Source organism: Dermacoccus sp. BD5, assembly GCF_044878485.1.
GTDB classification, from domain to species: Bacteria; Actinomycetota; Actinomycetes; order Actinomycetales; family Dermatophilaceae; genus Dermacoccus; species Dermacoccus nishinomiyaensis.
Map to the genome: position 1 here is coordinate 140,679 of NZ_JANJER010000006.1, position 21,899 is coordinate 162,577.

20 protein-coding genes are annotated in these 21,899 nt (G+C 69.6%); 13 read left to right on the top strand and 7 right to left on the bottom strand.

From position 1 onward, the window contains the following. Position 1 precedes the first annotated feature (1 nt). Positions 2-634 carry a TetR/AcrR family transcriptional regulator gene (locus NQ706_RS06695; RefSeq protein ID WP_051805526.1) on the top strand — a complete coding sequence of 211 codons (633 nt, stop codon included), beginning with the start codon at positions 2-4 and terminating at the stop codon, positions 632-634. Positions 635-796: 162 nt separating this feature from the next. Further along, positions 797-3,388 carry an MMPL family transporter gene (locus tag NQ706_RS06700; protein ID WP_038566609.1) on the top strand — a complete coding sequence of 864 codons (2,592 nt, stop codon included), beginning with the start codon at positions 797-799 and terminating at the stop codon, positions 3,386-3,388. A gap of 138 nt (positions 3,389-3,526) precedes the next feature. Here NQ706_RS06700 and NQ706_RS06705 read toward each other — a convergent pair whose 3' ends face one another. After that, complete coding sequence (locus tag NQ706_RS06705; RefSeq protein WP_235181989.1) at positions 3,527-3,763, bottom strand: hypothetical protein; 237 nt, start codon at positions 3,761-3,763, stop codon at positions 3,527-3,529. Between the two features lie 648 nt (positions 3,764-4,411). Between NQ706_RS06705 and bioB the strand changes: the two genes are divergently transcribed. The 3 genes from bioB (at position 4,412) to NQ706_RS06720 (ending at position 7,304) form a co-directional block, all read left to right on the top strand. After that, the gene (gene bioB / locus NQ706_RS06710) at positions 4,412-5,449 is read left to right on the top strand and encodes a biotin synthase BioB (RefSeq protein WP_038566607.1); all 1,038 of its coding nucleotides are present in this window, start codon (positions 4,412-4,414) and stop codon (positions 5,447-5,449) included. Positions 5,450-5,475: 26 nt separating this feature from the next. Then, positions 5,476-5,778, top strand: coding sequence for a hypothetical protein (locus NQ706_RS06715; protein WP_150112703.1), 303 nt, complete (start codon positions 5,476-5,478; stop codon positions 5,776-5,778). A gap of 131 nt (positions 5,779-5,909) precedes the next feature. After that, the gene (locus NQ706_RS06720; protein WP_167539821.1) at positions 5,910-7,304 is read left to right on the top strand and encodes a M1 family metallopeptidase; all 1,395 of its coding nucleotides are present in this window, start codon (positions 5,910-5,912) and stop codon (positions 7,302-7,304) included. Positions 7,305-7,310: 6 nt separating this feature from the next. Here the strand turns inward: NQ706_RS06720 and NQ706_RS06725 are convergent, their stop codons facing one another. Beyond that, the gene (locus NQ706_RS06725; RefSeq protein ID WP_006946976.1) at positions 7,311-7,721 is read right to left on the bottom strand and encodes a hypothetical protein; all 411 of its coding nucleotides are present in this window, start codon (positions 7,719-7,721) and stop codon (positions 7,311-7,313) included. Positions 7,722-7,868: 147 nt separating this feature from the next. Between NQ706_RS06725 and NQ706_RS06730 the strand changes: the two genes are divergently transcribed. From NQ706_RS06730 to purB, 8 genes are all read left to right on the top strand, one after another. Next, the gene (locus tag NQ706_RS06730) at positions 7,869-9,236 is read left to right on the top strand and encodes an adenosylmethionine--8-amino-7-oxononanoate transaminase (protein WP_288756303.1); all 1,368 of its coding nucleotides are present in this window, start codon (positions 7,869-7,871) and stop codon (positions 9,234-9,236) included. Then, positions 9,233-10,567 carry an 8-amino-7-oxononanoate synthase gene (locus tag NQ706_RS06735; RefSeq protein WP_235181988.1) on the top strand — a complete coding sequence of 445 codons (1,335 nt, stop codon included), beginning with the start codon at positions 9,233-9,235 and terminating at the stop codon, positions 10,565-10,567. The genes NQ706_RS06730 and NQ706_RS06735 overlap by 4 nt, the downstream gene beginning before the upstream one ends. Then, complete coding sequence (bioD, locus tag NQ706_RS06740; RefSeq protein WP_038566593.1) at positions 10,564-11,286, top strand: dethiobiotin synthase; 723 nt, start codon at positions 10,564-10,566, stop codon at positions 11,284-11,286. Before NQ706_RS06735 ends, bioD begins: the two co-directional genes overlap by 4 nt. Further along, positions 11,286-12,413: a galactose-1-phosphate uridylyltransferase gene (galT, locus tag NQ706_RS06745; protein WP_038570100.1), complete on the top strand. Its 1,128-nt coding sequence runs from the start codon at positions 11,286-11,288 to the stop codon at positions 12,411-12,413. Before bioD ends, galT begins: the two co-directional genes overlap by 1 nt. Next, positions 12,410-13,615 (top strand): galactokinase, encoded by a 1,206-nt coding sequence (gene galK, locus NQ706_RS06750; RefSeq protein WP_038566590.1) that lies wholly within the window; start codon positions 12,410-12,412, stop codon positions 13,613-13,615. Before galT ends, galK begins: the two co-directional genes overlap by 4 nt. A gap of 370 nt (positions 13,616-13,985) precedes the next feature. Then, positions 13,986-14,786: a VOC family protein gene (locus tag NQ706_RS06755; RefSeq protein WP_038566587.1), complete on the top strand. Its 801-nt coding sequence runs from the start codon at positions 13,986-13,988 to the stop codon at positions 14,784-14,786. 139 nt (positions 14,787-14,925) lie between these two features. Beyond that, on the top strand, positions 14,926-15,345 hold the full coding sequence (locus NQ706_RS06760) for a hypothetical protein (protein WP_038566585.1): 420 nt from the start codon (positions 14,926-14,928) through the stop codon (positions 15,343-15,345). A 67-nt stretch (positions 15,346-15,412) separates the two neighbouring features. Next, positions 15,413-16,834 (top strand): adenylosuccinate lyase, encoded by a 1,422-nt coding sequence (purB, locus tag NQ706_RS06765; protein WP_038566583.1) that lies wholly within the window; start codon positions 15,413-15,415, stop codon positions 16,832-16,834. A gap of 263 nt (positions 16,835-17,097) precedes the next feature. Here purB and NQ706_RS06770 read toward each other — a convergent pair whose 3' ends face one another. The 5 genes from NQ706_RS06770 to NQ706_RS06790 all read right to left on the bottom strand — a co-directional run. After that, on the bottom strand, positions 17,098-17,751 hold the full coding sequence (locus NQ706_RS06770) for a VOC family protein (RefSeq protein WP_038566581.1): 654 nt from the start codon (positions 17,749-17,751) through the stop codon (positions 17,098-17,100). 161 nt (positions 17,752-17,912) lie between these two features. Next, positions 17,913-18,725, bottom strand: coding sequence for an RNA methyltransferase (locus NQ706_RS06775; RefSeq protein ID WP_038566579.1), 813 nt, complete (start codon positions 18,723-18,725; stop codon positions 17,913-17,915). Between the two features lie 98 nt (positions 18,726-18,823). After that, the gene (locus NQ706_RS06780) at positions 18,824-19,687 is read right to left on the bottom strand and encodes an HAD family hydrolase (protein ID WP_081873548.1); all 864 of its coding nucleotides are present in this window, start codon (positions 19,685-19,687) and stop codon (positions 18,824-18,826) included. 177 nt (positions 19,688-19,864) lie between these two features. Then, complete coding sequence (locus tag NQ706_RS06785) at positions 19,865-21,292, bottom strand: hypothetical protein (protein ID WP_038566575.1); 1,428 nt, start codon at positions 21,290-21,292, stop codon at positions 19,865-19,867. 41 nt (positions 21,293-21,333) lie between these two features. Beyond that, a partial coding sequence (locus NQ706_RS06790) for a transposase (RefSeq protein WP_404360619.1) occupies positions 21,334-21,899 on the bottom strand: 566 nt, incomplete at its 5' end.

A 21,899-nucleotide genomic window follows, 5' to 3' on the forward strand; every position in this document is an offset into this window, starting at 1 on the left:
CGTGCACACCACAGCCTGCACCCAGCCCGCGTCTCGCACGGCGCGCGCGATGCGGCGTCTCGTCGAGATCCAGGAGGCTGCCGCGACCCTCGTCATCGAACGGGGTTATGACGGTTTGACGATGGACGAATTGGCCGAACGCGTCGGCGTCAGCCGCCGCACCCTGTTCAATCACGTCCCGGACAAGGCCTCGGCCGTTCTCGGCCCGTTCGACGAGAACAACCCGCGCCCCGGGGCGCTCGAACTGTTCCTCGAGAAGCAGCCCCACGGCCGACTCGTCGACGATCTCGTCCACGCCATCGACACCGTCATCGCCTCCGCCGACGACCTGGACGCCACGAGCCCCGGACACCGCGCCCTCGTCAATCGGGCGATCATGTCCGACGCGAAGGTGATGCAACTCGTCGCCCACCGCTTCGAGGTCGTCGCCGCCATGCTGCGTGACGCCATCGCCCAGCGGGAGGGGTGGGAGCCGTCGGATCTGCGGGCCCGCGTCCTCGCCACGACGATGCTGAGCATGCTCAAGCTGACGCTGGAGGATTTCGCGGGCGGCCAGGATGCTCCGCCGATCGACTTCACGACCCGATTCCACGAGGTGCTCGCAGCCGCCGTCGAGGTGCACGAAGAGCACTGAGGCAGCGACGCCCGCCCTCTCAGACCCCCATCAGCCCTTGTCCGCGAGCCCGCCCGATCGGCCCACGTTCACCACCCGTCTCGCACCACCGTCTCATCACCACCGTCTCGACGCACTGCGTCGCGCATCCTTCGTCCACCCGCCACTCGCAAGGAGATCTTCGTGGCAAACATCCTCTACCGCCTCGGGCGGACGGCTTACAAGAAGTGGCCGTTCTTCCTCGTCGGCTGGCTCATCGCGATCCTCGCGGTCGGTGGTTTCGCCGCCGCCAAGAGCAAGCCGATGTCCAGCGAGTTCACCATCCCCGGCATCCCGTCGCTCAAGGCGGCCGAGATGCAGAAGGAGCTCTTCCCCGATGCCAAAGCTGCCGACAAGCAGGTCAACGGCCAGATCGTCCTGAAGGCGCCGGCGGGTCACACGCTCTCCGAGCAGCCGTACAAGGGCCGGATCGACGCGCTCGTCAAGAAGTTGCAGAGCGCACCGCAGATGCCGAAGGGCGCTGAGGCGCAGACCATCGCGAACCCCGTCGTCGCCGCGCAGATGCAGAGCAAGCAGCTCGTCGCGCAGTCGATGAAGCAGGGCATGACGAAGGAGCAGGCCGAGGCGAACGCCCAGGCCCTGTCGCCGCTGTCGAAGGACGGGCGCATCGGCACGATCTCGTGGAACTTCGATGTCGAGAACGTCATGGACATCAAGCAGGACACGCAGAAGCAGATCCGTTCGGATGCCGCGGCCGAGGCGAAGAACGGTCTGACGATCGTCGCCGGCGGTCAGGGCATGCAGGAGATGATGCAGCCCGGCGGCACCTCGGAGCTCATCGGCATCGCCGTTGCGCTCGTCGTCCTCGTCATCACGTTCGGTTCGTTCGTCGCGGCGGGCATGCCGATCCTCAACGCCGTCATCGGGCTGCTGCTGGGCACGCTCGGCATCACGGGTGCGACGTACTTCTTCGACCTGCCGGAGACGACGACGGCGCTCGCGTCGATGATCGGTCTCGCCGTCGGCATCGACTACGCGCTGTTCATCCTGTCGCGTTACCGCAGCGAGCTGCGGCACGTCGACCGGACGAAGAACGACGAGCGTGCCCACGCGATGGGTCGTGCCCTCGGGACGGCCGGCTCGGCCGTCGTGTTCGCCGGTCTCACCGTCCTCATCGCGCTGTCCGCATTCTCGGTGCTCGGCATCGGCATGCTGACGGCGATGGGTCTCGGCGCCGCGGGCACCGTCTTCGTCGCCGTCATGGTCAGCCTGACGCTGCTGCCCGCTCTCATGGGCATGCTCAAGGGCAAGGCGTTCGGTGGGCGGGTGCGCAAGGACACGACCGCCGACGACTCCGACCACGACTTCGTCAACGGTTCGGTCCGACTCGGTCGCGGCATCCGCAAGGCTCCGTGGGCCGTCGCGCTCGGCGTCGTCGCCCTTCTGGGCGTGCTCGCGGCACCCGTGAGCAACCTGCACCTCGGCCTGCCCTCCGACGCCACGGCGGAGAAGAACACCGAGGCGCGTCAGAGCGCCGACCTGCTCGCCGAGGGCTTCGGCCCGGGCAAGAACGCCCCGATGATCGCCGTACTCGACGGACGTGACATCAAGGTCTCCGGCACGGACGCCGCGGCGCAGAAGGAACTCGCCGGCAAGCAGATGCAGGCGTACGGCAAGGTCGTGCAGTGGGCGTCGAAGGAGGACGACGTCGCCAACGCGCAGATCGTCCAGATGGCGAAGAAGGGTGACGGCGCCGTCGTCATGATCACGCCGAAGACGGGCCCCGCCGACAAGAAGACCGACGACCTGCTGACGCGCCTGCGCGACGGTCAGGCCGACATCGAGAAGTCGAGCAACGTCAAGGTCGGCATCACCGGCCAGACGGCGATCGCCGCAGACGTGTCGGAGAAGCTCAACGACGCGCTCGCGCCGTACCTCGCCATCGTCGTCGGGCTCGCGTTCGTCCTGCTCGTGCTCGTGTTCCGTTCGATCGTCGTGCCGCTGCTCGCGACGCTGGGCTTCCTCGCCTCGATCCTCGCGACGCTCGGCGTGACGGTGAAGCTCGTCCAGGACGGTATGTTCGGCTGGTTCGACCCGCAGCCCATCATGAGCTTCATGCCGACGTTGCTCATCGGCATCGTGTTCGGCCTCGCGATGGACTACCAGGTCTTCCTCACCACGCGCATGCGTGAGGCGTACGCCCACGGCATGGACGCACGCGACGCCGTCATCGACGGTTTCCGCCACTCGGGCCGCGTCGTCGTCGCCGCCGCGCTCATCATGATCTCGGTGTTCGCCGCGTTCGCCTCGCAGGACAACGCGCTCATCAAGACGATCGGTGTGTCGCTCGCGACGGCCGTCTTCCTCGACGCGTTCCTCGTGCGCATGATCCTCATCCCGGCCGTCATGCTCATGCTGGGCAAGCACGCCTGGTGGATCCCGAAGTGGCTCGACAAGATCATGCCCAACGTCGACGTCGAAGGTGAAAGCCTCAGCCAGCACGGCGCGCGCCCCGGCTCGCCCGAGCACGCTGCGGAGCGCGCAGCCGCCGGCACGACCGATGGGGTCGCCGCTGCGTCTGCCGGCTCGGCCGCCTCGTCCGACGCTGCGGGGACGGAGACGACGGACGCGGCCGCCTCGGAGCACGCGGCCACGACGCCCGGTCTGCACGGCGCGACGCCGGCGAGCATCGTCGAGGAACTCTTCGCCGGTGAGAGCCACTCGACGCCGAAGCACCTCGCCCGCGACGACGAGGACCGCCCGCGTACGAGCTGAGCGTCAGAGACCCGGCCGGCTGAGCGCTGACCGACGAAGCGGGCTCCGCGACCATCTGGTCTCGGAGCCCGCTTCGTCGTGTCAGGAGCTTTCGTCCGTGAGGTGCCTGGTCCGTCAGGGGTTTCGCCCGTCAGCGGTTCAGACGCGCGGCAGGTCGACGCCCGTCGTCGCAGCCGCGAGGGCCCACACGGATGCGGCGAGGGTCGGGCCCTTGGCGCTGCGGTACACCGGCACCTCGGCGGCCTCTCCGGTCATGCCGGTGCGGCTCTTCGGGCCGTAGAACGCGCCGTTCCGGGCCGCCGGGTCGGTGGCGGCCATGATTTCGGGGCCGGCGCCCTGGACGGCGTCCATGCTCGGCAGCACGTCGGGGTCCACGATGCGCATCATCATCGTCGTGCGTCCGGAACCGAGCGCGGCGCCGGCGCTCTGCAGGTTGGTCTTCGTGTAGCCGGGGTGCGCGATGGTGGAAAGGAGCCTCCAGCCGCGCTCCTGCGGCGAGATGCAGGCCCATGAGCAGGTCGGCGAGCTTCGACTGGCCGTACGCGCGCCACGAGGAGTACTTCTTCTCCCACTCGAGGTCGGCGAAGTCGATCGACGCCGCCTGCGCGGCGATGCTCGACATCGTCGTGACACGCGGCGCGCGCCCCTCCAGCAGCGTCGGCAGGAGCAGGTTCGTCAGGACGAACGGGCCGAGGAAGTGGCTGCCCCACTGCAGTTCGTGGCCGTCCTTCGTCAGCATGCGCTCCGGGGGCGTCATGACGCCGGCGTTGTTGACGAGGACGTCGAGCCCCTTGCCGTCGCCGCGGATCTCGACGGCGAGGGCGTGGGCCGAAACGTCGAGGCGGCGCTTCGTCGCGTGGTGCAACCCCACCCGCTCGGGTGGGTATGCCCACGGCCGCCCGGGATGCGGGAGGCGCGGCGGGCCCGCGCGCCCTGCTCCTGACGGGGCAAGGCATTCAACACCTACTCGCCGGTTCAGGACCGGCGCCCAATTCTCGGTTAATGGTCGTTAACCTAGGCCGCATGACTATCACCGACGCACCGCTCACGCAGGCTCCCACGTCCGACGAGGACGTTCTGGCGCGCGCTCGCCGCATCGTGCTCGAGGAGGGCAAGCCGCTCGGCTACGACGACCTCGTCGAGGTGCTGCGCACAGGTAACGATCGCCTCGAGGAGCTGCTGCAGCTCGCCCATGAGGTGCGCCTGAAGTACAACGGCGACGAGGTCGAGGTCGAGGGCATCGTCTCCCTCAAGACGGGCGGCTGCCCCGAGGACTGCCACTTCTGCTCACAGTCGGGGCAGTTCACGTCGCCGGTGCGTTCGGTGTGGCTCAACATTCCGCAGCTCGTGCGCGCCGCGAAGCAGACGCGCGAGACGGGCGCGTCGGAGTTCTGCATCGTCGCCGCCGTGCGCGGGCCGGACGCGAAGCTCATGGAGCAGATGCGCGAGGGCGTCAAGGCGATCCACGACGAGGTCGACATCCAGGTCGCGGCGTCTCTCGGCATGTTGACGCAGGAGCAGGTCGACGACCTGCGCGACATGGGTGTGCACCGCTACAACCACAACCTCGAGGCCGCGAAGTCGTACTTCCCCGACGTCGTCACGACGCACACGTACGAGGAGCGCTGGGAGACGTGCACGATGGTCAAGGCCAGCGGCATGGAACTGTGCTGCGGTGGTCTCGTCGGCATGGGTGAGACGCTCGAGCAGCGCGCAGAACTCGCGTCGCAGCTCGCCGAGCTCGAGCCGCACGAGGTGCCGCTCAACTTCCTCAACCCGCGCCCCGGCACGCCGTTCGGCGACATCGAGCCGATGGAGTCGAACGACGCGCTGCGCACGATCGCCGCGTTCCGTCTCGCACTGCCGCGCACGATCCTGCGCTACGCGGGCGGCCGCGAGCTGACGCTCGGTGACCTCGGCACGCGTGACGGGCTCATGGGCGGCATCAACGCCGTCATCGTCGGCAACTACCTGACGACGCTCGGGCGCGACCCGAAGGAAGACCTGTCGTTGCTCGGCGAGCTCAACATGCCGATCAAGGCCCTCAACGCGACACTCTGACGCGCCCTGCACGAGAGATGACGACGATGAGTGACGCGACGCTGCCGGGCCGCGACCAGGGTGCGGTCGTGGGGGGCCCGGCTGTGCGTGGGCGGGGTTCGCAGGTCGCGGCGGCGGACAACTCGGGTGATGAGCCCGCGTTCTGCACGCGGTGCGGGTTGGCGCCCGAGGCGGCCGACCACGCGACGTGCGCTCGGTGGCTCGCCTTGGAAGAGCCGCCGCGCTTCTGCGCGCAGTGCGCGCGGCGCATGAAGGTGCAGATCATCCCGACGGGATGGTCGGCCGAGTGCTCCCGTCACGGCGCGATCAGTGGCGGCGCCGGCGTCTGACCGCGCGTGGCCGGCAGACGCGAGGTCGTGAGCGACGTCGGGGGTGACCCGAGTCACATCTGAACGTATCCTGAGGGTTCAGGCATCGACAGGGGTCGAGGCCCATGTCGCGAGGGGGAACGATGCCCGAATTGACCTGTTCACACGTCAGCCGCCGGAATGCGCTCCTGGGCGGTGCGGGCGCCGCGGCCCTGGGCTGTGTCGCCACTTCGACGACGTCAGCACTGGCCGACACCACAGACCCCTCGTACCCGCGCTTCGGCGACAGCCGCTACCGCGTGCTGCACTACCAGATCGGTGACACGATCCTCACCGGCAGCTCGCCGCGGCTCTTCGGTTCGACGACGATGACGTGCGTCGCTGCGCGATCTATGACGAACCTCTTCGTCGACTTCCAGCACACACCGAACGTCGTGTCGATCAACGGCAAGGCCGTGCGATTCTCCAGGACGTCCAGCGTCGCCACGACGTACGGTGACCAGGGCGGGCATCGCCGATTCACCGTCAGCGGCTTCTCGCTGCCGGCGGGAGCGCGATTCACGCTCAAGGTCGGCTACAACGTCTCCGCCGACGCGAACCGCACCGCCTCGCTGTTGAGCGCCGGGGCGCACTTCGTCGTCGCCGGCGAGCCGATCGCCGCCACGCACTGGTTCCCGTGCAACGACCGGCTCGACGTGAAATCGACCTACGGCGTCAGCATCTCGACCCAGCGGGCCAACCGGGTCATGCTGGCGAGGCCGACCTCACAGACGTTCTACACCTCGGGCCGCACCGCGATGACGAACATTCGCTTCGCTGTCGCCGAACCCAGCGCCACCTACCAACTCGGCCTCGCCGTCGGGCCGTTCAGCGTCACCTCGGGTACGTGGTCGATCGGCGGGCGTGACGTTCCCTACGGCGTGGCGGCACAGCCGGGGCTCACGAAATCGACCCTGCTCGATCACACCCCGCGGGCCTTGTCATACTTCGCGGCGCGCTACGGCAGCTTCCCCTTCTCGCACGCAGGCGGGGTCTTGGTCGAAGATATTGGTGTGGGCGCTCAGGAGACCGTCGGCGGGCCGACCTACGACGCGTCCTGCAACACAGCCGCGTTCGTCGCCCACGAGAATGCACACATGTGGTTCGGCAACAGCGTGACCGCGGCGAGTTGGGCGGACGTCGTGTTGATCCAGGAGGGCCTGGCGCAGCTCCTGGAATGGGACTATGTGCAGATGTTGCGTGCCACGTCAGGCACCTCCGCCGCGATGTGGGCTCCCCTGCTGACGCCGCCCACGACCTGGCGCGTGCCGACCCACATGAAGGTGGCGAAGCTGACGTATCAGTACGCGGGTGGCCTCATGCGGGAGCTGCGCCGTGAGATGGACGGCTCGATCGAGCAGGCGCGCGCACCGCGCTTCACGGCATTCCTGCGCACGTTGGCCACGGGCCACGCCCACTCGAGCATCACCCGCGCCCAGTTCAAGGCCGAGGCGCAGAAGGCCGCGGGCAAGGATCTCAGCGGTTTCCTTCGTCGCTACGGCATCTGATCTGCGCTACTCGGGCCGCGCGGCATCCGTCGTCCCGACGGTGGGATCCACGACGGACGAAGACGCGGCGGCTCGTCGCGCCTTCGCCCAGCACACCCATGCGCCGAGGCACACCATGACGATGGCGACGAGGTGCACGATCACGGCGGCGATGTCGCTGAACGGCGCGACCAGGATGACGAGAACGGCGAGCACCCCCACGATGAGCGCGTAACGCATCATGAAGGGCGCGGCGGCGCGGTTGGCGTCGAGCAACGCCTCAGGGGTGCGTGCAACGCCGCGCGGGCGCAGCGCGAGCCTACCGCCGAAGGGCAGCGTGCCCGACGTGATCGAGCGTGCGAGCCACGCCGTCATTGCTGCGATGGCGGCGAGGACGCAGGCGCCGATCATGGCGGTCACCGCGAGATCCGTGATCATGGCCTCACAGTAGCGAGAACGGCCGACAACCGCGGAAGGACGCGGTTGTCGGCGCTCGATCCTAGGGTGAGACGCATCACGCCGCCCGTGCTCGAGACCGCCTTCCGGACTCGCGGGTAACCGGGCGTGGGATGAGAGGATGCGGCCATGACCACGGACGTCGACGCGCTGCTCACCCTCGACGCCGCCCACGTGTGGCACCCCTACGCGAGTGCCACGGCAGGAGTACCGCCCCACGTCGTCGAGTCCGCCTCCGGCGTGCGGCTGCGTCTCGTCGAGGCCGACGGAACGCGCCGCGACGTCATCGACGCGATGAGCTCGTGGTGGTGCGCCGTGCACGGCTACGGCGTGCCGGAGCTCGATTCGGCTGCCACGGGGCAGCTACAGCGCATGTCGCACGTCATGTTCGGCGGTTTGACGCACGAACCCGCGATCCGGCTCGCCGAGCGCCTCGTCGCGATGGCGCCGCACCCACAGCCGGAACGTGCGGCGTTGAACCGAGTGTTCCTCGCCGATTCGGGCTCCGTCAGCGTCGAGGTGGCAATGAAGATGGCGCTGCAGTGCTTCGCCGCCGACGACCGGCCACGGCGTCGCATCCTCACCGTCCGCGGCGGCTACCACGGCGACACGCTGCACCCGATGAGCGTCTGCGACCCCGACGGCGGTATGCACACGCTCTGGCGCGGCACGCTGCCCGAGCAGATCTTCGCTCCGCTGCCGCCCGCGCCCGCGGACCCGTCGTCCGGTCTCGACGCTGACGCGGGCGAGATGGCCGCGTGGAAGGACGAGACCGCGCGCTTGTTCGCCGAGCACGCCGACGACATCGCCGCCGTCATCCTCGAACCCCTGCTGCAGGGCGCCGGCGGCATGCGGATCCACGACCCGGAGTGCGTGCGATTCCTCGCCGAACTCGCCCGTGAGCACGGGGCGCTCGTCATCTTCGACGAGATCGCCACCGGTTTCGGACGCACCGGCACCCTCTGGGCGGCCGAACGCGTCGGCGTCACACCCGACATCATGTGCGTCGGCAAGGCGTTGACCGGTGGGTACCTGACCCTCGCCGCAACACTGTGCAGCGACGAGGTGGCCCAGCGCATCAGCGATCGCACGGGCGCTGTCATGCACGGCCCGACATTCATGGGTAACCCCCTCGCGTGCGCCGTCGCACTTGCGAGCCTCGACCTGCTCGACGCCGAACGCCTCACGCGCGCAGCACAGTTCGAGGGCGCCCTCGAGGCCGGGCTCGGCCCGCTGCGCAGCATCGCGGGTGTGAAGGACGTCCGCGTCATCGGTGCGGTCGGCGTCGTCGAGTTGGAGGGCGACGTCGACATGACGCGCGCTACTGAGGCGGCACTGGCCGAAGGCGTCTGGATCCGCCCGTTCCGGGGCCTCATCTACACGATGCCGCCGTACGTGTGCACCGACGATGATCTCGCGACGATCGTGCGCGGCGTCACGGCCGCAGTGCGGGCGAGCGTCGACGCCGGCTACCGAGCTAGCGAGGAGTCGCGATGAGCAGGCCTGACGGAATGGAGCCCGGAGCCTCGACGGACGGCGCAGCCGTTCCACGCGGGGGCCTTGACGCCGGCGCCTCAGCCCCAGCGGATGCGACCGTCCGCGGCGGTCAGGTCGATCAGTACGCCGTCTTCCTGCGCGACGCCGCACAGCGCCGCGAAGAGCTGGGCCTCACCCGCATGGCCGTCGACGACCAGCTCGACGGCGTCAGCATCGACCTCGCCGGCAACGACTACCTCGCGCTGCGGCGACACCCTGACGTCATCGCCGCAGCCGTCGCCGCGCTCCAGGACGACGGTGCGGGCGCCGGTGCGAGCCGCCTCGTGACGGGCACGCATGCCTCGCATGTCACGCTCGAACGCGAACTCGCCACGCACCTGGGGCATGAGGCCGCACTCGTGTTCTCCACGGGCTACCACGCCAATCTCTCCCTCATGACGGCCCTCGGCACACCCGACACCGTCATCATCAGCGACGCGCACAACCATGCGAGCCTCATCGACGGGATGCGGCTCGCGAAGGCGCGCGTCGCCGTCACTCCGCACCTCGACGTGGCCGCGGTCCGCGACAAGCTCGTCGAACGCACCGAGCCGCGCGCCGTCATCGTCGTCGAGTCGATCTTCTCGGTGCTCGGGGATGCTGCCCCGCTGCGCGAACTGCTCGACCTCGCGATCGAGCACGATGCGCTCCTGGTCGTCGACGAGGCACACGGCCTCGGAGTCATCGGCGAGCGGGGCGAAGGCCTTGTGCGGGCGCTCGCTCTGCTCGATCGCCCGGGCCGCGAGCGCATCATCACGACCGTGACGTTGTCGAAATCCCTCGCCGCCCAGGGCGGCGCGGTCCTCGGCTCGGCCGCGCTGCGCGAGCATCTCGTCAACACGGCACGCCCGTTCATCTTCGACACCGGCCTGGCTCCCGCGTCAGCCGGAGCCGCGCTGGGTGCTCTGCGCCAGCTCGTCGCGCGACCCGAACTCGCCGCACGCACCCGCGAGGTCGCAGCACGACTGGCCGACATCGTCGGCGTCGAGGTGCCTGCGGGCGCCGTCCTCAGCGTTCCCATGCCGTCACCGCGCAGTGCCGTGTCCGCCGTCGACGCTGCCCGACGAGAGGGCCTGCGCATCGGCTGCTTCCGCCCACCGAGCACACCCGACGGCATCTCGCGCCTACGCCTGACGGCCAACGCCGGTATCACTGACGACGACCTCGCCGACGTCGAACGCATCCTGCACGGCGTGCTTCGCGCGACGTCGCACGAACGAGCCGGCAGCTCGGAGTCTCCGCGACCTGCTGCCAGCCCGCCCGTTTCCCCACCTCTCGAGGAGATCGCATGACCGCGCCCATCCTGCTCGTCACCGGCACCGACACCGAGGTCGGCAAGACGGTGACGACGGCCGCCATCGCCGCGGCTCTCATCGCTCAGGGCATGCACGTGGCCGTCGTCAAACCCACGCAGACGGGTCTCGCGCCGGGCGAGGCCGGCGACGTCGACGAGGTGGCGCGTCTTGTCGGTGATCTGGGTGGCGACGACGCGGCCACGGGCTCGCTCACGACGCACGAGTTCGTCCGGCTGCCCGACCCGCTCGCCCCCGATTCCGCAGCTCGGCTGGCCCAGGTGACGCTGCCGACGGTCGCCGAGCACGCTCGTCGCGTCCTCGAGATCGCTGAGAGGGACGACGTCGACACCGTCATCGTCGAAGGTGCCGGGGGGCTGCTCGTGCACCTCGACGGCGAGGGCAACACCCTGGCCGACCTTGGAATCGCGTTGCGCGACGCCGGCGCTCGCGCCGGTTTCGTCCTCGTCGTCGCCTCGCGCCTGGGCACCCTCAACGTCACGGCGCTGACCGCCGAGGCCCTCGCTCGCCGCGAGCTCGACCTCATCGGGTACGTCGTCGGCAGCTACCCGAGCGAGCCCGATCTCGCCGAGCGCACCAACATCGACGACCTGCCCACCGCGGCCGGCGCCCAGCCCCTCGGCCGCATCCCGACCGGCGCGGCTAGCCTGGAGCCTGCCGAATTCCGCACGCACGCAACAGAATGGGTGCATCTGTGATGTTCCGAACCGACGGCCGTCTCGCTGACGGCCGCACGATCCGCTGGTACGACCGCACCGCGGGCCGTGAGCCGAGCCCCGACACCCGCGACCTGCCGACGACGACCCCGATGTCGCAGATCCGTCGCGATCCCCTGACCGGCGAACGGATCGTGCTCGCCGCGCACCGGCAGAACCGCACGTTCATGCCGCCCGCCGACGAGTGCCCCCTGTGCCCCAGTCGCGACGGATACGCGAGCGAGGTGCCGTCCGACTCGTACGAGGTCGTCGTGTTCGACAACCGCTTCCCGGCACTGTCAGACGCGGTCGTCGACGTCCCGACCGAGGACGACCCGCTGTTCGCCTCGGCTCCCGCGCACGGCGCGTGCGAGGTGGTGTGCTTCAGCGAACGACACGACGCGTCGTTCAAGGATCTCGGCCTCGAGCAGGCGCGCCTCGTCGTCGACGCGTGGGCCGACCGCACGCGCGAACTGTCCGCGTGCGACAGCGTCGAGTACGTCTATCCGTTCGAGAACCGCGGCGTCGAGATCGGGGTGACGCTGCCACACCCGCACGGGCAGATCTACGCGTTCGGGTTCGTGCCGCCACGCGCGGCGACGGAGTTGGCGCGCGCCCGCGCCCACCATGACGCGACGGGGCGCAACCTGTTCGGCGACGTCATCGCCCGCGAACTCGCCGACGGCGCCCGCATCGTCGCCGAGAACGACACCTGGGTGGCGTTCGTGCCGTTCGCGGCGCGCTGGCCCGTCGAGGTGCACCTGTATCCGCGGACGCAGGTGGCCGACCTTGCGGCCCTCGACGACGCCCAGCGCGACGGGCTCGCGGCGCTGTACCGCGACGTCCTCACCCGCTTCGATGCCCTCTACGACGCGCCGCTGCCGTACATCTCGGCGTGGCAGCAGGCGCCGGCCAAGGCCGATCACCCGGACCGCGAGCTCGCGTGGCTGCATGTCGAGCTGTTCTCTATTCGTCGCAGCGCCGACAAGCTGAAGTACCTCGCCGGCACCGAGTCGGGGCAGGGTGCGTTCAGCAACGACGTCTCCCCCGAAGCTGTCGCACAGCGCCTGCGTGAGGTGGCAGACGCGTTCGACGGCGGCTCAGGCCGCGAAGTGGGTGAGTCGTCATGACGACGCCGACCTCGACGCAGCGTCGCCTGCTCGACGACGCGAGCTCCCTGTTCGATCGCGAGTTCGGCTCGGACGCAGGCGAACCAGACGGTGCGTGGTGGGCGCCGGGCCGCGTCAACATCATCGGTGAGCACACCGATTACAACGGTGGTTACGTCCTACCCATCGCCCTGCCGACGGGTACGGTCGCCGTCGCACGTCGGCGTGACGACGATCTCGTGCGCCTCGCCTCCGAAGGCAAGCGTGTCGAGGTGCGTCTCGGCGAGGTGTCGCGGGAGGCGGGCCTCGGATGGGCGTCCTACGCCGCCGGCGTGGGATGGGCCGCCCGTCGCGACGGCCTCGACGTGCCGGGGCTCGACATCGCGTTCGCGGCCGATGTACCGCGCGGCGCCGGGTTGTCGTCGTCGGCGTCCTTGAGTTGTGCGACGGCGTCGGCGTGGAACGACCTCGCCGGCTGGGGGCTCGACGGGTCGGGCATCGCCAGGCTCGGGCGCCTCGCCGAGAACGAGATCGCGGGAGCACCAACCGGAACGATGGATCAGCTCGCGTCCGTGCTCTGCGAAGCGGGGCACGCGCTGCGACTCGACACGCTGACGAACGAGACGATGCAGGTGCCGTTCGACCTCGCCGACGCGGGCCTCGCGCTGCTCGTCGTCAACTCGCACGCGCCGCACGAGCTCGTCGACGGTGCGTACGGCGAGCGCCGCCGCGCGTGTGAGGAGGCCGCCGACGCCCTGGGCGTCGCCCGCGGGCGACTGTGCGCCGAGATCGACGGACGCGACGTCGACGCCGTCGATGCGCGCCTCGCCGGGCTGCCCGACGTGCCGCGCCGCCGCGCGCGCCACGTCATCACCGACTCCGCGCGGGTCCTCGCCGTCGATGCTCTCCTGACCGGTGGCGTGACGCGGGACAAAGCGCGTGACGTCGGGGCGCTGCTCACGGCGTCACACGTCAGCATGCGCGACGATTTCGAGATCACCGTCCCGGCCGTCGACACGCTCGCCGCCGCACTCGTCGCCGGTGGCGCGTACGGCGCTCGCATGACGGGCGGGGGTTTCGGCGGGTGCGTCATCGCGCTCGTCGACGTCGAAGGCGTCGATGATGCCGTCGCGGCTGCTCGACGCGCGGCGCACGACGGCGGCTTCCCCGAGCCGGAGCCCTTCGTCGCGCTTGCGAGTGCGGGGGCGCATCGGCTCGTCTGAGCGACCTGGTCGCAGTGACTCGACGATCGGTGGTCCAGGCTGATCGACGGGTGTCACAGGTGCTACCCGTCGCGCCCGTCTCGAACGCAGTTCTCCAAGCTCGGCGCACACCGAACGGTGGGGGCCAGCCTCGCGGCGTCGACCGGCGATGTGCTGAGCGATGGTGTCGAGCCCATCTACCGAATCCTGAGGTATCTCGGGGCCGGCGTAGGCGAGGCCTGTCGGCGCCTCATGCGCGAGGCGCCGACGCACCGCGGACAAGATGCGATTCCCGGCGGGCCCGGAACCGCGCGGTTGTCAGCGTCACGTGATTGGCTGGGAACGTCACCGAGCGAGGCCGGCCGGCCTCACCGCGACCGAAGGAGTCGTCATGCCAACCCGCACCACGAACTGGCCCGCCGGCACGCCCAACTGGGTCGACTGCAGCTTCGACCACATGCACCGGGCGAAGGATTTCTACGCCAAGCTGTTCGGCTGGGAGATCCGCGAGGGCGGTGACGACATGGGCGGCTACGCCGTCGCGCTCAAGCATCACCACACTGCTGCCGGGCTGGCGCCGCGCATGCAGCCCGACGTTCCGAGCGCGTGGTCCACGTTCTTCGCGAGCGACGACGTCGACGCGACCGCTGGCGCCATCCGCGACGCCGGCGGCCGCACGCTCGTCGAGCCGATGGACGTGCCGAACACAGGACGCATGGCGTTCTTCCAGGATCCCGAGGGGGCCGCGTTCGGTGTCTGGCAGGGCGGCGAGCACCCCGGGTTCGGCATCTTCAACGAGCCTGGTTCCGTGGGCTGGAACGACCTCATGACGCGCGACCTCGAGGGCGCGAAGTCGTTCTACGGCAAGGTTTTCGGCTTCTCCTACGAGGAGATGGGCAGCGACTACGTCACGATCAAGCGCGCGAGCGACGGCGAGGTCGTCGCGGGCATGCACCTCGCGACGCAGCTGCCCGACGACGTTCCCGCGAACTGGTTGACGCACTTCGTCGTCGCCGACCGCGACTCCACCGTCGCCATCGTCGAAGAGCTCGACGGCGAGGTGCTCATGAGCTTCGACACCCCGTTCGGGCCGGAGGCGACGATTCGCGGGCCCGAGGGTGAGACCTTCAACGTCATCGCCTTCTCACCCGAGGCGGAGAACGAGGCCGAGAACGATCGAGACGCCGTGTGACGAGCAGGTGAGGTAAGCCGGCCCTGACCCAGGAAAATCCCAGGTACTTGTCAGGTCTGCCGGTTCCGGACGAGAGCCTTCTCCTAGGTGGACGCGGTTGGCTGTGGTGACACTGCTTCATTCCACGCGAAGGACCATCATGACGAGCTCCACGCCCGCGAATTCCTCAGCCGCGACGGCACCCACTCGTACGTTCGCAGCACTCGTCGGCGTCGCGTCGCTCGCCGTGCTGCTGCAGGGCCTGTGGGCCGGATTGTTCATGTCGACGCCCGACACCGACCCTGAGAAGACGCCCTGGCTCGAGGTCCATTCGTGGTGCGGGAAGGCCGCCATCGGGTTCGCGCTCCTCGCCACGGTGTGGGCGTTTCTGAAGCTGCGTGAACGCACCGACCTGACCTTCGGTGCGCTGGCGTTGACGGTGCTGTTGATCCTCGAGGCCTATCTCGGGGGGCTCATCGTGGACGAGGGCAAGGACGTCATGGCCGCCGTCCATGTCCCGCTGGCGATGGCGCTCATGGGCCTGGCGGTGTGGCTCCCGCTGCGGGCCCGAAAGCGCTGACTCCACCGTGAGGACGAGCCTCGGATGCGACACGCGTCCGGGGCTCGTCGTTTGGAACAATGGGTGCATGCACAGCCTCGCCGACACCCAGCCCGCCATCGCCCTCGGAGCCCTCGACGGCCGCTACCGCGGCGCCGTCGCCCCGCTCGTCGACCACCTGTCGGAGGCCGCGCTCAACCGGATGCGCGTCCACGTCGAGGTCGAGTGGCTCATCCACCTCACCGACGCCGGCATTCTCGACGGCGTGCGCGCGCTGGACGACGGCGAGAAGGAGGCGCTGCGCGACGTCGTCGAGGAGTTCGACGGTGACGACATCGCCGAACTCGCCGAGATCGAGCGCGAGACGGTGCACGACGTCAAGGCAGTCGAGTACTACCTCAAGCGCCGCCTCACGCAGATCGTGGCCGACGCGGGCCACGACGACGCCGAACAGCTCTCGGAACTCATCCACTTCTGCTGCACGAGCGAGGACATCAACAACCTCAGCTACGCCCTCATGGTGCAGCGTGCGACGCAGCAGGTGTGGCTGCCGAAGGCGACGACGCTCGTCGAGCAGGTCGCGACGATGGCCCGCGACATGCGGGACGTGCCGCTGCTCGCGCACACGCACGGCCAGCCGGCGACGCCGACGACCATGGGCAAGGAATTCGCCGTGCTCGCGCACCGCCTCGGCCGACAGCTGCGCCGCATCGAGGCCCAGGAGTTCCTCGGCAAGCTCAACGGCGCCACCGGCACGTTCGGCGCGCACACCGCCGCCGTGCCGAGCGCCGACTGGCCGGCGCTGAGCCAGAGCTTCGTCGAGGGCCTGGGCCTCACGTGGAACCCGCTCACGACGCAGATCGAGAGCCACGACTGGCAGGCCGAGCTGTACGCCGACATGGCGCGTTTCAACCGCATCCTGCACAACCTGTGCACCGACGTGTGGACCTACATCTCGATGGGCTACTTCGCGCAGGTGCGCGGCCAGGGCACCGTCGGATCGTCGACGATGCCGCACAAGGTGAACCCGATCCGCTTCGAGAACGCGGAGGCGAACCTCGAGGTCAGCTCGGCGCTGCTCGACGTCCTCGGCTCGACCCTCGTCACGTCGCGCCTGCAGCGCGACCTCACGGATTCCTCGATGCAGCGCAACATCGGCACCGCATTCGGACACTCGGTGCTGGCCATGGACAACGTCGCGCGGGGCCTCGGCGGTCTTGACCCCGTGCCGGGCGCCATGGCCAAGGACCTCGAAGCCAACTGGGAGGTGCTCGGCGAGCCGATCCAGACGGCGATGCGCGCGCTCGGCGCCCAGGGCGTGCCGGGGATGGAGCAGCCCTACGAGCGCCTCAAGGAACTGACGCGCGGACGCCGCATCACCGGCGACGACCTGCGCGAGTTCGTGCGCGGCCTCGGCCTGCCCGCCGACGTCGAAGCACGCTTCGTCGAGATGACGCCCGCGACGTACGTCGGTATCGCTCCGCAGCTGGTCGACTTCCTCGAGGTCTGACGCCCAGCGGATCATTTCGACGCCTGACGTGCACTGGCCTGCGACGAAGGCTCGTGCGCCCCTTGGCGATCTGCTGAAGCCCGCGGCTGCCTCGCTGAGAGCTGAGATCCTGCATGGCGGGGCCTCAGCTCTCAACGCGGCTGTCGGGGGCTGAAATCCCGCAATGCGGAGTTTCAGACCTCACCAGATGCGTTGAGGGCCGAAACTCCGGACTGCAGAGTTTCGGCCCTCGACGTCAGGACGGAACGCCGCCCCTCAGATCATCAGATCGTGACGTCGCCCTTGGCGGTCGCGAACGTCACCGACAGCACCGACGGGGTGCCGTGCGGCGCGACGAACTGGAAGTCGATGTCGGGCTCCCAGTCCTCGCGGTCGACGCCGGGCTCGCCCGTCAGGCCGAGCCATTCGCGCACGCGCTCGGGCGCGCCGGCAAGCATGATGCCCTTGAGCGCGACGTCCGTGGCGCCGTCCTTCGACGGGTGCTGCGCGGGGTCGTCCCAGTGGATGAAGTACGGCAGCTGCGGGTCGACGACGAGGTCGCTGACGCCGATCTGCTGCCACGTGATCTCCGCACCGTCGGGGCGGTGACGGCGACCTTCCGTGGTGGGGCGGCCGAGCTTGGCGACGGGGCCGCTCATGTCGTCGAGCTCGACGACCCAGCCGACCCAGCCGCCGCCGTTGGCGGAGCGAGCCTTGACGGCCTGACCGAACGGCATCTTGTCGACGCTCGGGTGCTCCAGCGCTTCGACGACCTCGACGAAACGCCCCTGCCTCAGCGGCAGGATCATGTTGCGCGTCCCGAAGCGCGGGTGCACGCCGCCGTCACGCACTTCGATGCCGAGCTGCTGCGAGAGGCGCTCGGCTGTGGCCTGCAGGCCGTCATTCTCGGCCGCATACATCACGTGGTCAATCCGCATGGAGACACTGTGCCACGTCACCCAACACAGCTTGTAATCAGGGTCACGTCTCGGCGACGCGGGGCCGCGTCACGGGCTGGCGCCCCGGTGCGGACGGGTGGCGGGGGGGGGCACCTCGCTCGCGGCGCCGGGGTCACCTGAGTGCGTCGGGTGGCCGCTCGTCAGCCCCGCACGCCGCGCTGTCGCATGGCTTCGTAGAGCACGATGGCGGCGCTCGTCGCGACGTTGAGCGAGTTGACCTGCCCGACCATCGGGATGCGGACGCGGGACGTCGCGGCGTCCAGCATCTCGTCGGTGAGGCCGTACTTCTCGGTGCCGACGGCGACGGCGACGGGCCCGGACAGGTCGATGTCGGTGTGCATGACGTCGGTGTCGGGTGTCGTCGCGATGAGGGGGATGTCGTTGACGCGCAACCATTCCAGCGTCTCTGACGTGGGTGCCGCCGCGACCGGCACGCTGAAGACGGTGCCCTTCGAGCCGCGGACGACGTTGGGGTTGCCCCAGTCGGTGACAGGGTCGGCCGCGATGACACCGTCGACGCCCACCGCGTCAGCCGTGCGCAGCATCGCGCCCAGGTTTCCGGGCTTCTCGACGCCCTCAGCGACGAGCAGCAGCGGGTTGGTGGGCAGGTCGAGCATGCGCGGATGGGCGTTGACGCCCGGCACGACGGCGAGGAACCCGTCCGGCCCCTCGCGATACGCGACGCGCTCGAAAGCCTGACGCGCGACCGTGACGATCTCCGCGCCCGCAGTGCGCGCCGCGTCGATGACGTCATGCTGCCGCGCCGCGTCGAGCATCAACTCGTCACAGACGTAGAGCGTCTGCGGGCGGACGCCGGCGTCGAGCGCCAGACCCAGTTCGTCATACCCCTCGACGAGCGTCAGGCCCTCGGTCTCGCGCGTGCGGCGCTTGCGCAGGCCGACGAGGCCCTTGAGGCGCGGGTTCGTCGCGGACGTCAGGTGAAGATCAGGCACGCCCCATCATCCCAAATCGACGCGCCTCACGCGAAGGTGGACGCCGTTCGCAGATGGGTACGGGAATCGCGAATGTGGACGTCGATCGCAGAAGGGGGTCAGATGAGCGAGCGCAGGACGAGGGCGGCGCCGTCGTCGTCGATGGGAGCGGTGACCTCGTCGGCGGCGGCCTTCACCTCGTCGGGCGCCTGGCCCATGGCGACGCCGCGCGCGGCCCATTCGAGCATCTCGACGTCGTTGCGCTGGTCGCCGACGGCCACCGTGTTGGCTGGTTCCACGCAAAGTTTGCGTCGCACCTGCTCGAGCGCGGACGCCTTCGTCACGCCCTCGGGGTTGATGTCCATCCAGGCCGTGAACCCGACGGCGTAGTTGACCTGGTGCAGGCCGACGCGTTCGGCGAGGTCGAGGAAGTCCTCGCTCGTGCCGGTCGGCGAGCGGAACGTCACGCGCGTGACGGGCTCGGTCATCAGCTCCTCCCACGGCACGACGACCTGTTCGCCGTCGAGTTCACCGTCGGGGAACGGCGCCGTCACCTTGAACACGTCACCCGATTCGACGGCGATGACGGCGTCCTCCCACTGTCCGCGCAGCATCTGCAGCGCGGGCGTCGGGTCGAACGTGACGCGTTCGATCGTCTCGAACCCGTCGGGTAGCGAGCTGTCGAGACGCAGCGTGATCGCTCCGTTCGAGCACACCGCGTAGCCGGACGAGAGGCCCAGCATGTCGATGATCGGCTTCGTCGCGATCACCGCGCGCCCTGTCGACAGCACGACCTGATGCCCCGCCTCGACACAGGCGCGCACGGCGTCGCGCGTGAAGTCGTGCATCGTGCCGTCGTACTGCAACAGGGTGCCATCGATGTCGAGGCACACCATGAGTGGCGGCCACTCCTTGCCATCCGGCTGCGACGAAACCGCCGAACCGGTCGACGGGGGCGGCGCGCAGGTGTCAGAGACAGTCACGTACCCACCCTAGGCGCAACGGCCCTCCTGACGGCGACCATCCGTCGCGGGACGTACACGGCCGGGGTCCAGCCGTGTCCGACAGGGGAGTCGACGCAGCGTCACCACCGCGTCGACGAGGCCGGCCCACCCCGTCTTGGGCGAGCCGGACTCGTCAGGTGCGTGCCGTTGAGCGTGTCAGTGGGTCTGCTGACCCCAGGGCTGCTGCGGGCCCTGCACGTTCGACGTGTTGTGCGCCGACGGGTTCGTCGCGTCCGCCTTGCGGGACTGCAGAAACGCGACCACGCCGACGGCGATCGCGATGAGGCCGGAGAGCAGCGTCAGCCAGACGCCGGCACCGATCGTGGCGGTGTATCCGGCGGCCGCACCATTCGAACTCACGGCGCTCGACGCGGACGGGAACTGGACGATGCCGAGGATGAGGATGACGAGTCCGATCGCCGCGGTCACGAGGCCCGCCACCTTGGCGTTGAGCTTGCCCAGCAAGGCGAGCACCCCGGCCGCGACGAGGCCGAGGGCGAGGATCGCGACGAAGATGCCCGCCGTGTTCTTCGACCCACCGAGCGCGGAGTTCGCGGCGTCGCTGTTGCCGCCGATGCCGTTGAGTGCCACCGACTCGCTGCCGGCCTTGAACGTCACCCACGCCACGAACGGCGCGATCAGCCCGAGCAGCGCGGGCACGAACGGCCCGAACTTGGCGACAGGCGAGGCGGTCGACGTTGCGTGCGACGCGCCGACGCCGGTCGCCGTCGCCGCGCCCGTCTGCCCGACGCCCGGTGCGAACGACCGACCGTACGGCGCCGACGTGTAGTGCTGCTGGTTCGACACCACCGCACTCTGCGAGAGCGGGTATCCGCCCTGAGGGGACGACGCGTAGCCGCCCTGAGGGCTGTTCGACGGATAGCCTCCCTGGGGCGACGACGGGTAACCGCCCTGCGGGGACGACGGGTAGCCGCCCTGGGGCGCGGACGGGTAACCGCCCTGCGGGGACCAGGGGTAGCCGCCCTGCGGGCTGTTCGACGCGTAGCCGTTCTGGGCGGACGAGGGGTAGCCACCCTGTGGGTTGTTCGACGGGTAACCACCTTGCGGCGCAGAGCCGTAGCCGCCCTGCGGGCTGTTGGAGGGGTGACCACCCTGCGGCGCCGACGGATAACCGCCCTGCGGAGCGGCCGGGTAACCGCCCTGGCCGTACGACGGACCTGCCGGGTTCTGGCCCCCGGGGTATTGCCCGTACCCGCTCTGGCCGTACCCAGGCTGGCCACCGCCCTGCGGCCCGGCATAGCCGACCCCCGGCGCGCTCGGGTATGCCTGCGACGACGCGGCGTTCTGCTGCCCACCCTGACTCGACGGGCCCCACGCTGGCTGAGCGGGCGCATCCGATCGTGGGGCGACGCGCGTCGCGTCACTGCCGATCGCCTGCGTGTGGTCGTCGGAGGCAGCAGTGTCCTTGGACATCGAGACTCCCGCGTCCGGCGACGCGGCCCCGGCGGGCGTGGAACCCGCAGGCGTCGCGCCGGCGCCGGTGCCACCCGCGACGTGGGTGGCCTGCTCGTTGTTGTCTGCGCTCCAGGTCGAGCCCTGGCCGGACTCGTCGTTGGTCGACATGCCCCTCTCCTTCATGATTCGAGGTACGAAAAAACGGCTCTTCACGAACGAGGGTGTAGCGCGGGTCTGAACCCTCCGGCTTCGAGCAGCGACCGAGCGATGTAGTGGGTGAGGTTGCGGAATCCGAGGGCGGAGCCGCGGAGGTGTTCGAGTCGCCCGTTGATGGCCTCGGTCGGGCCGTTGCTGGTGCCGGGGCGGTCGAAGAACGCGAGGATGTCGCCCGCCCGCTGCTTCATGGTCCGGCCGAGTTTGCGGACCTCGACGAGCGCCGCGGGAACGCCGCTGCTGATCGCAGCGATCACCCCCTGCATCATCGCCTTCGCTTTCTTCTTGTCGGGCTCCCGGTAGGCCGCGACGATGCGCTGGTAGATGCCCCAGGTCGCCTCGACCTCGACGTGCTCCTCGCTCGCGAACACTGCGTCCAGGCGTGCCCGCTGCCGGTCGGTGAGCAGGCTCGCCCCGGTGTGCAGGGTGCGGCGGGCTTTGTAGAGCGGGTCGCCCTTGAGCCCGCGGTGACCGGTGGTGTCTTGCTGGACCCGACGCCGGCAAACATCCAGCGCGTCGCCGGCGAGGCGGACCACGTGGAACGGGTCCATGACGGGGACGG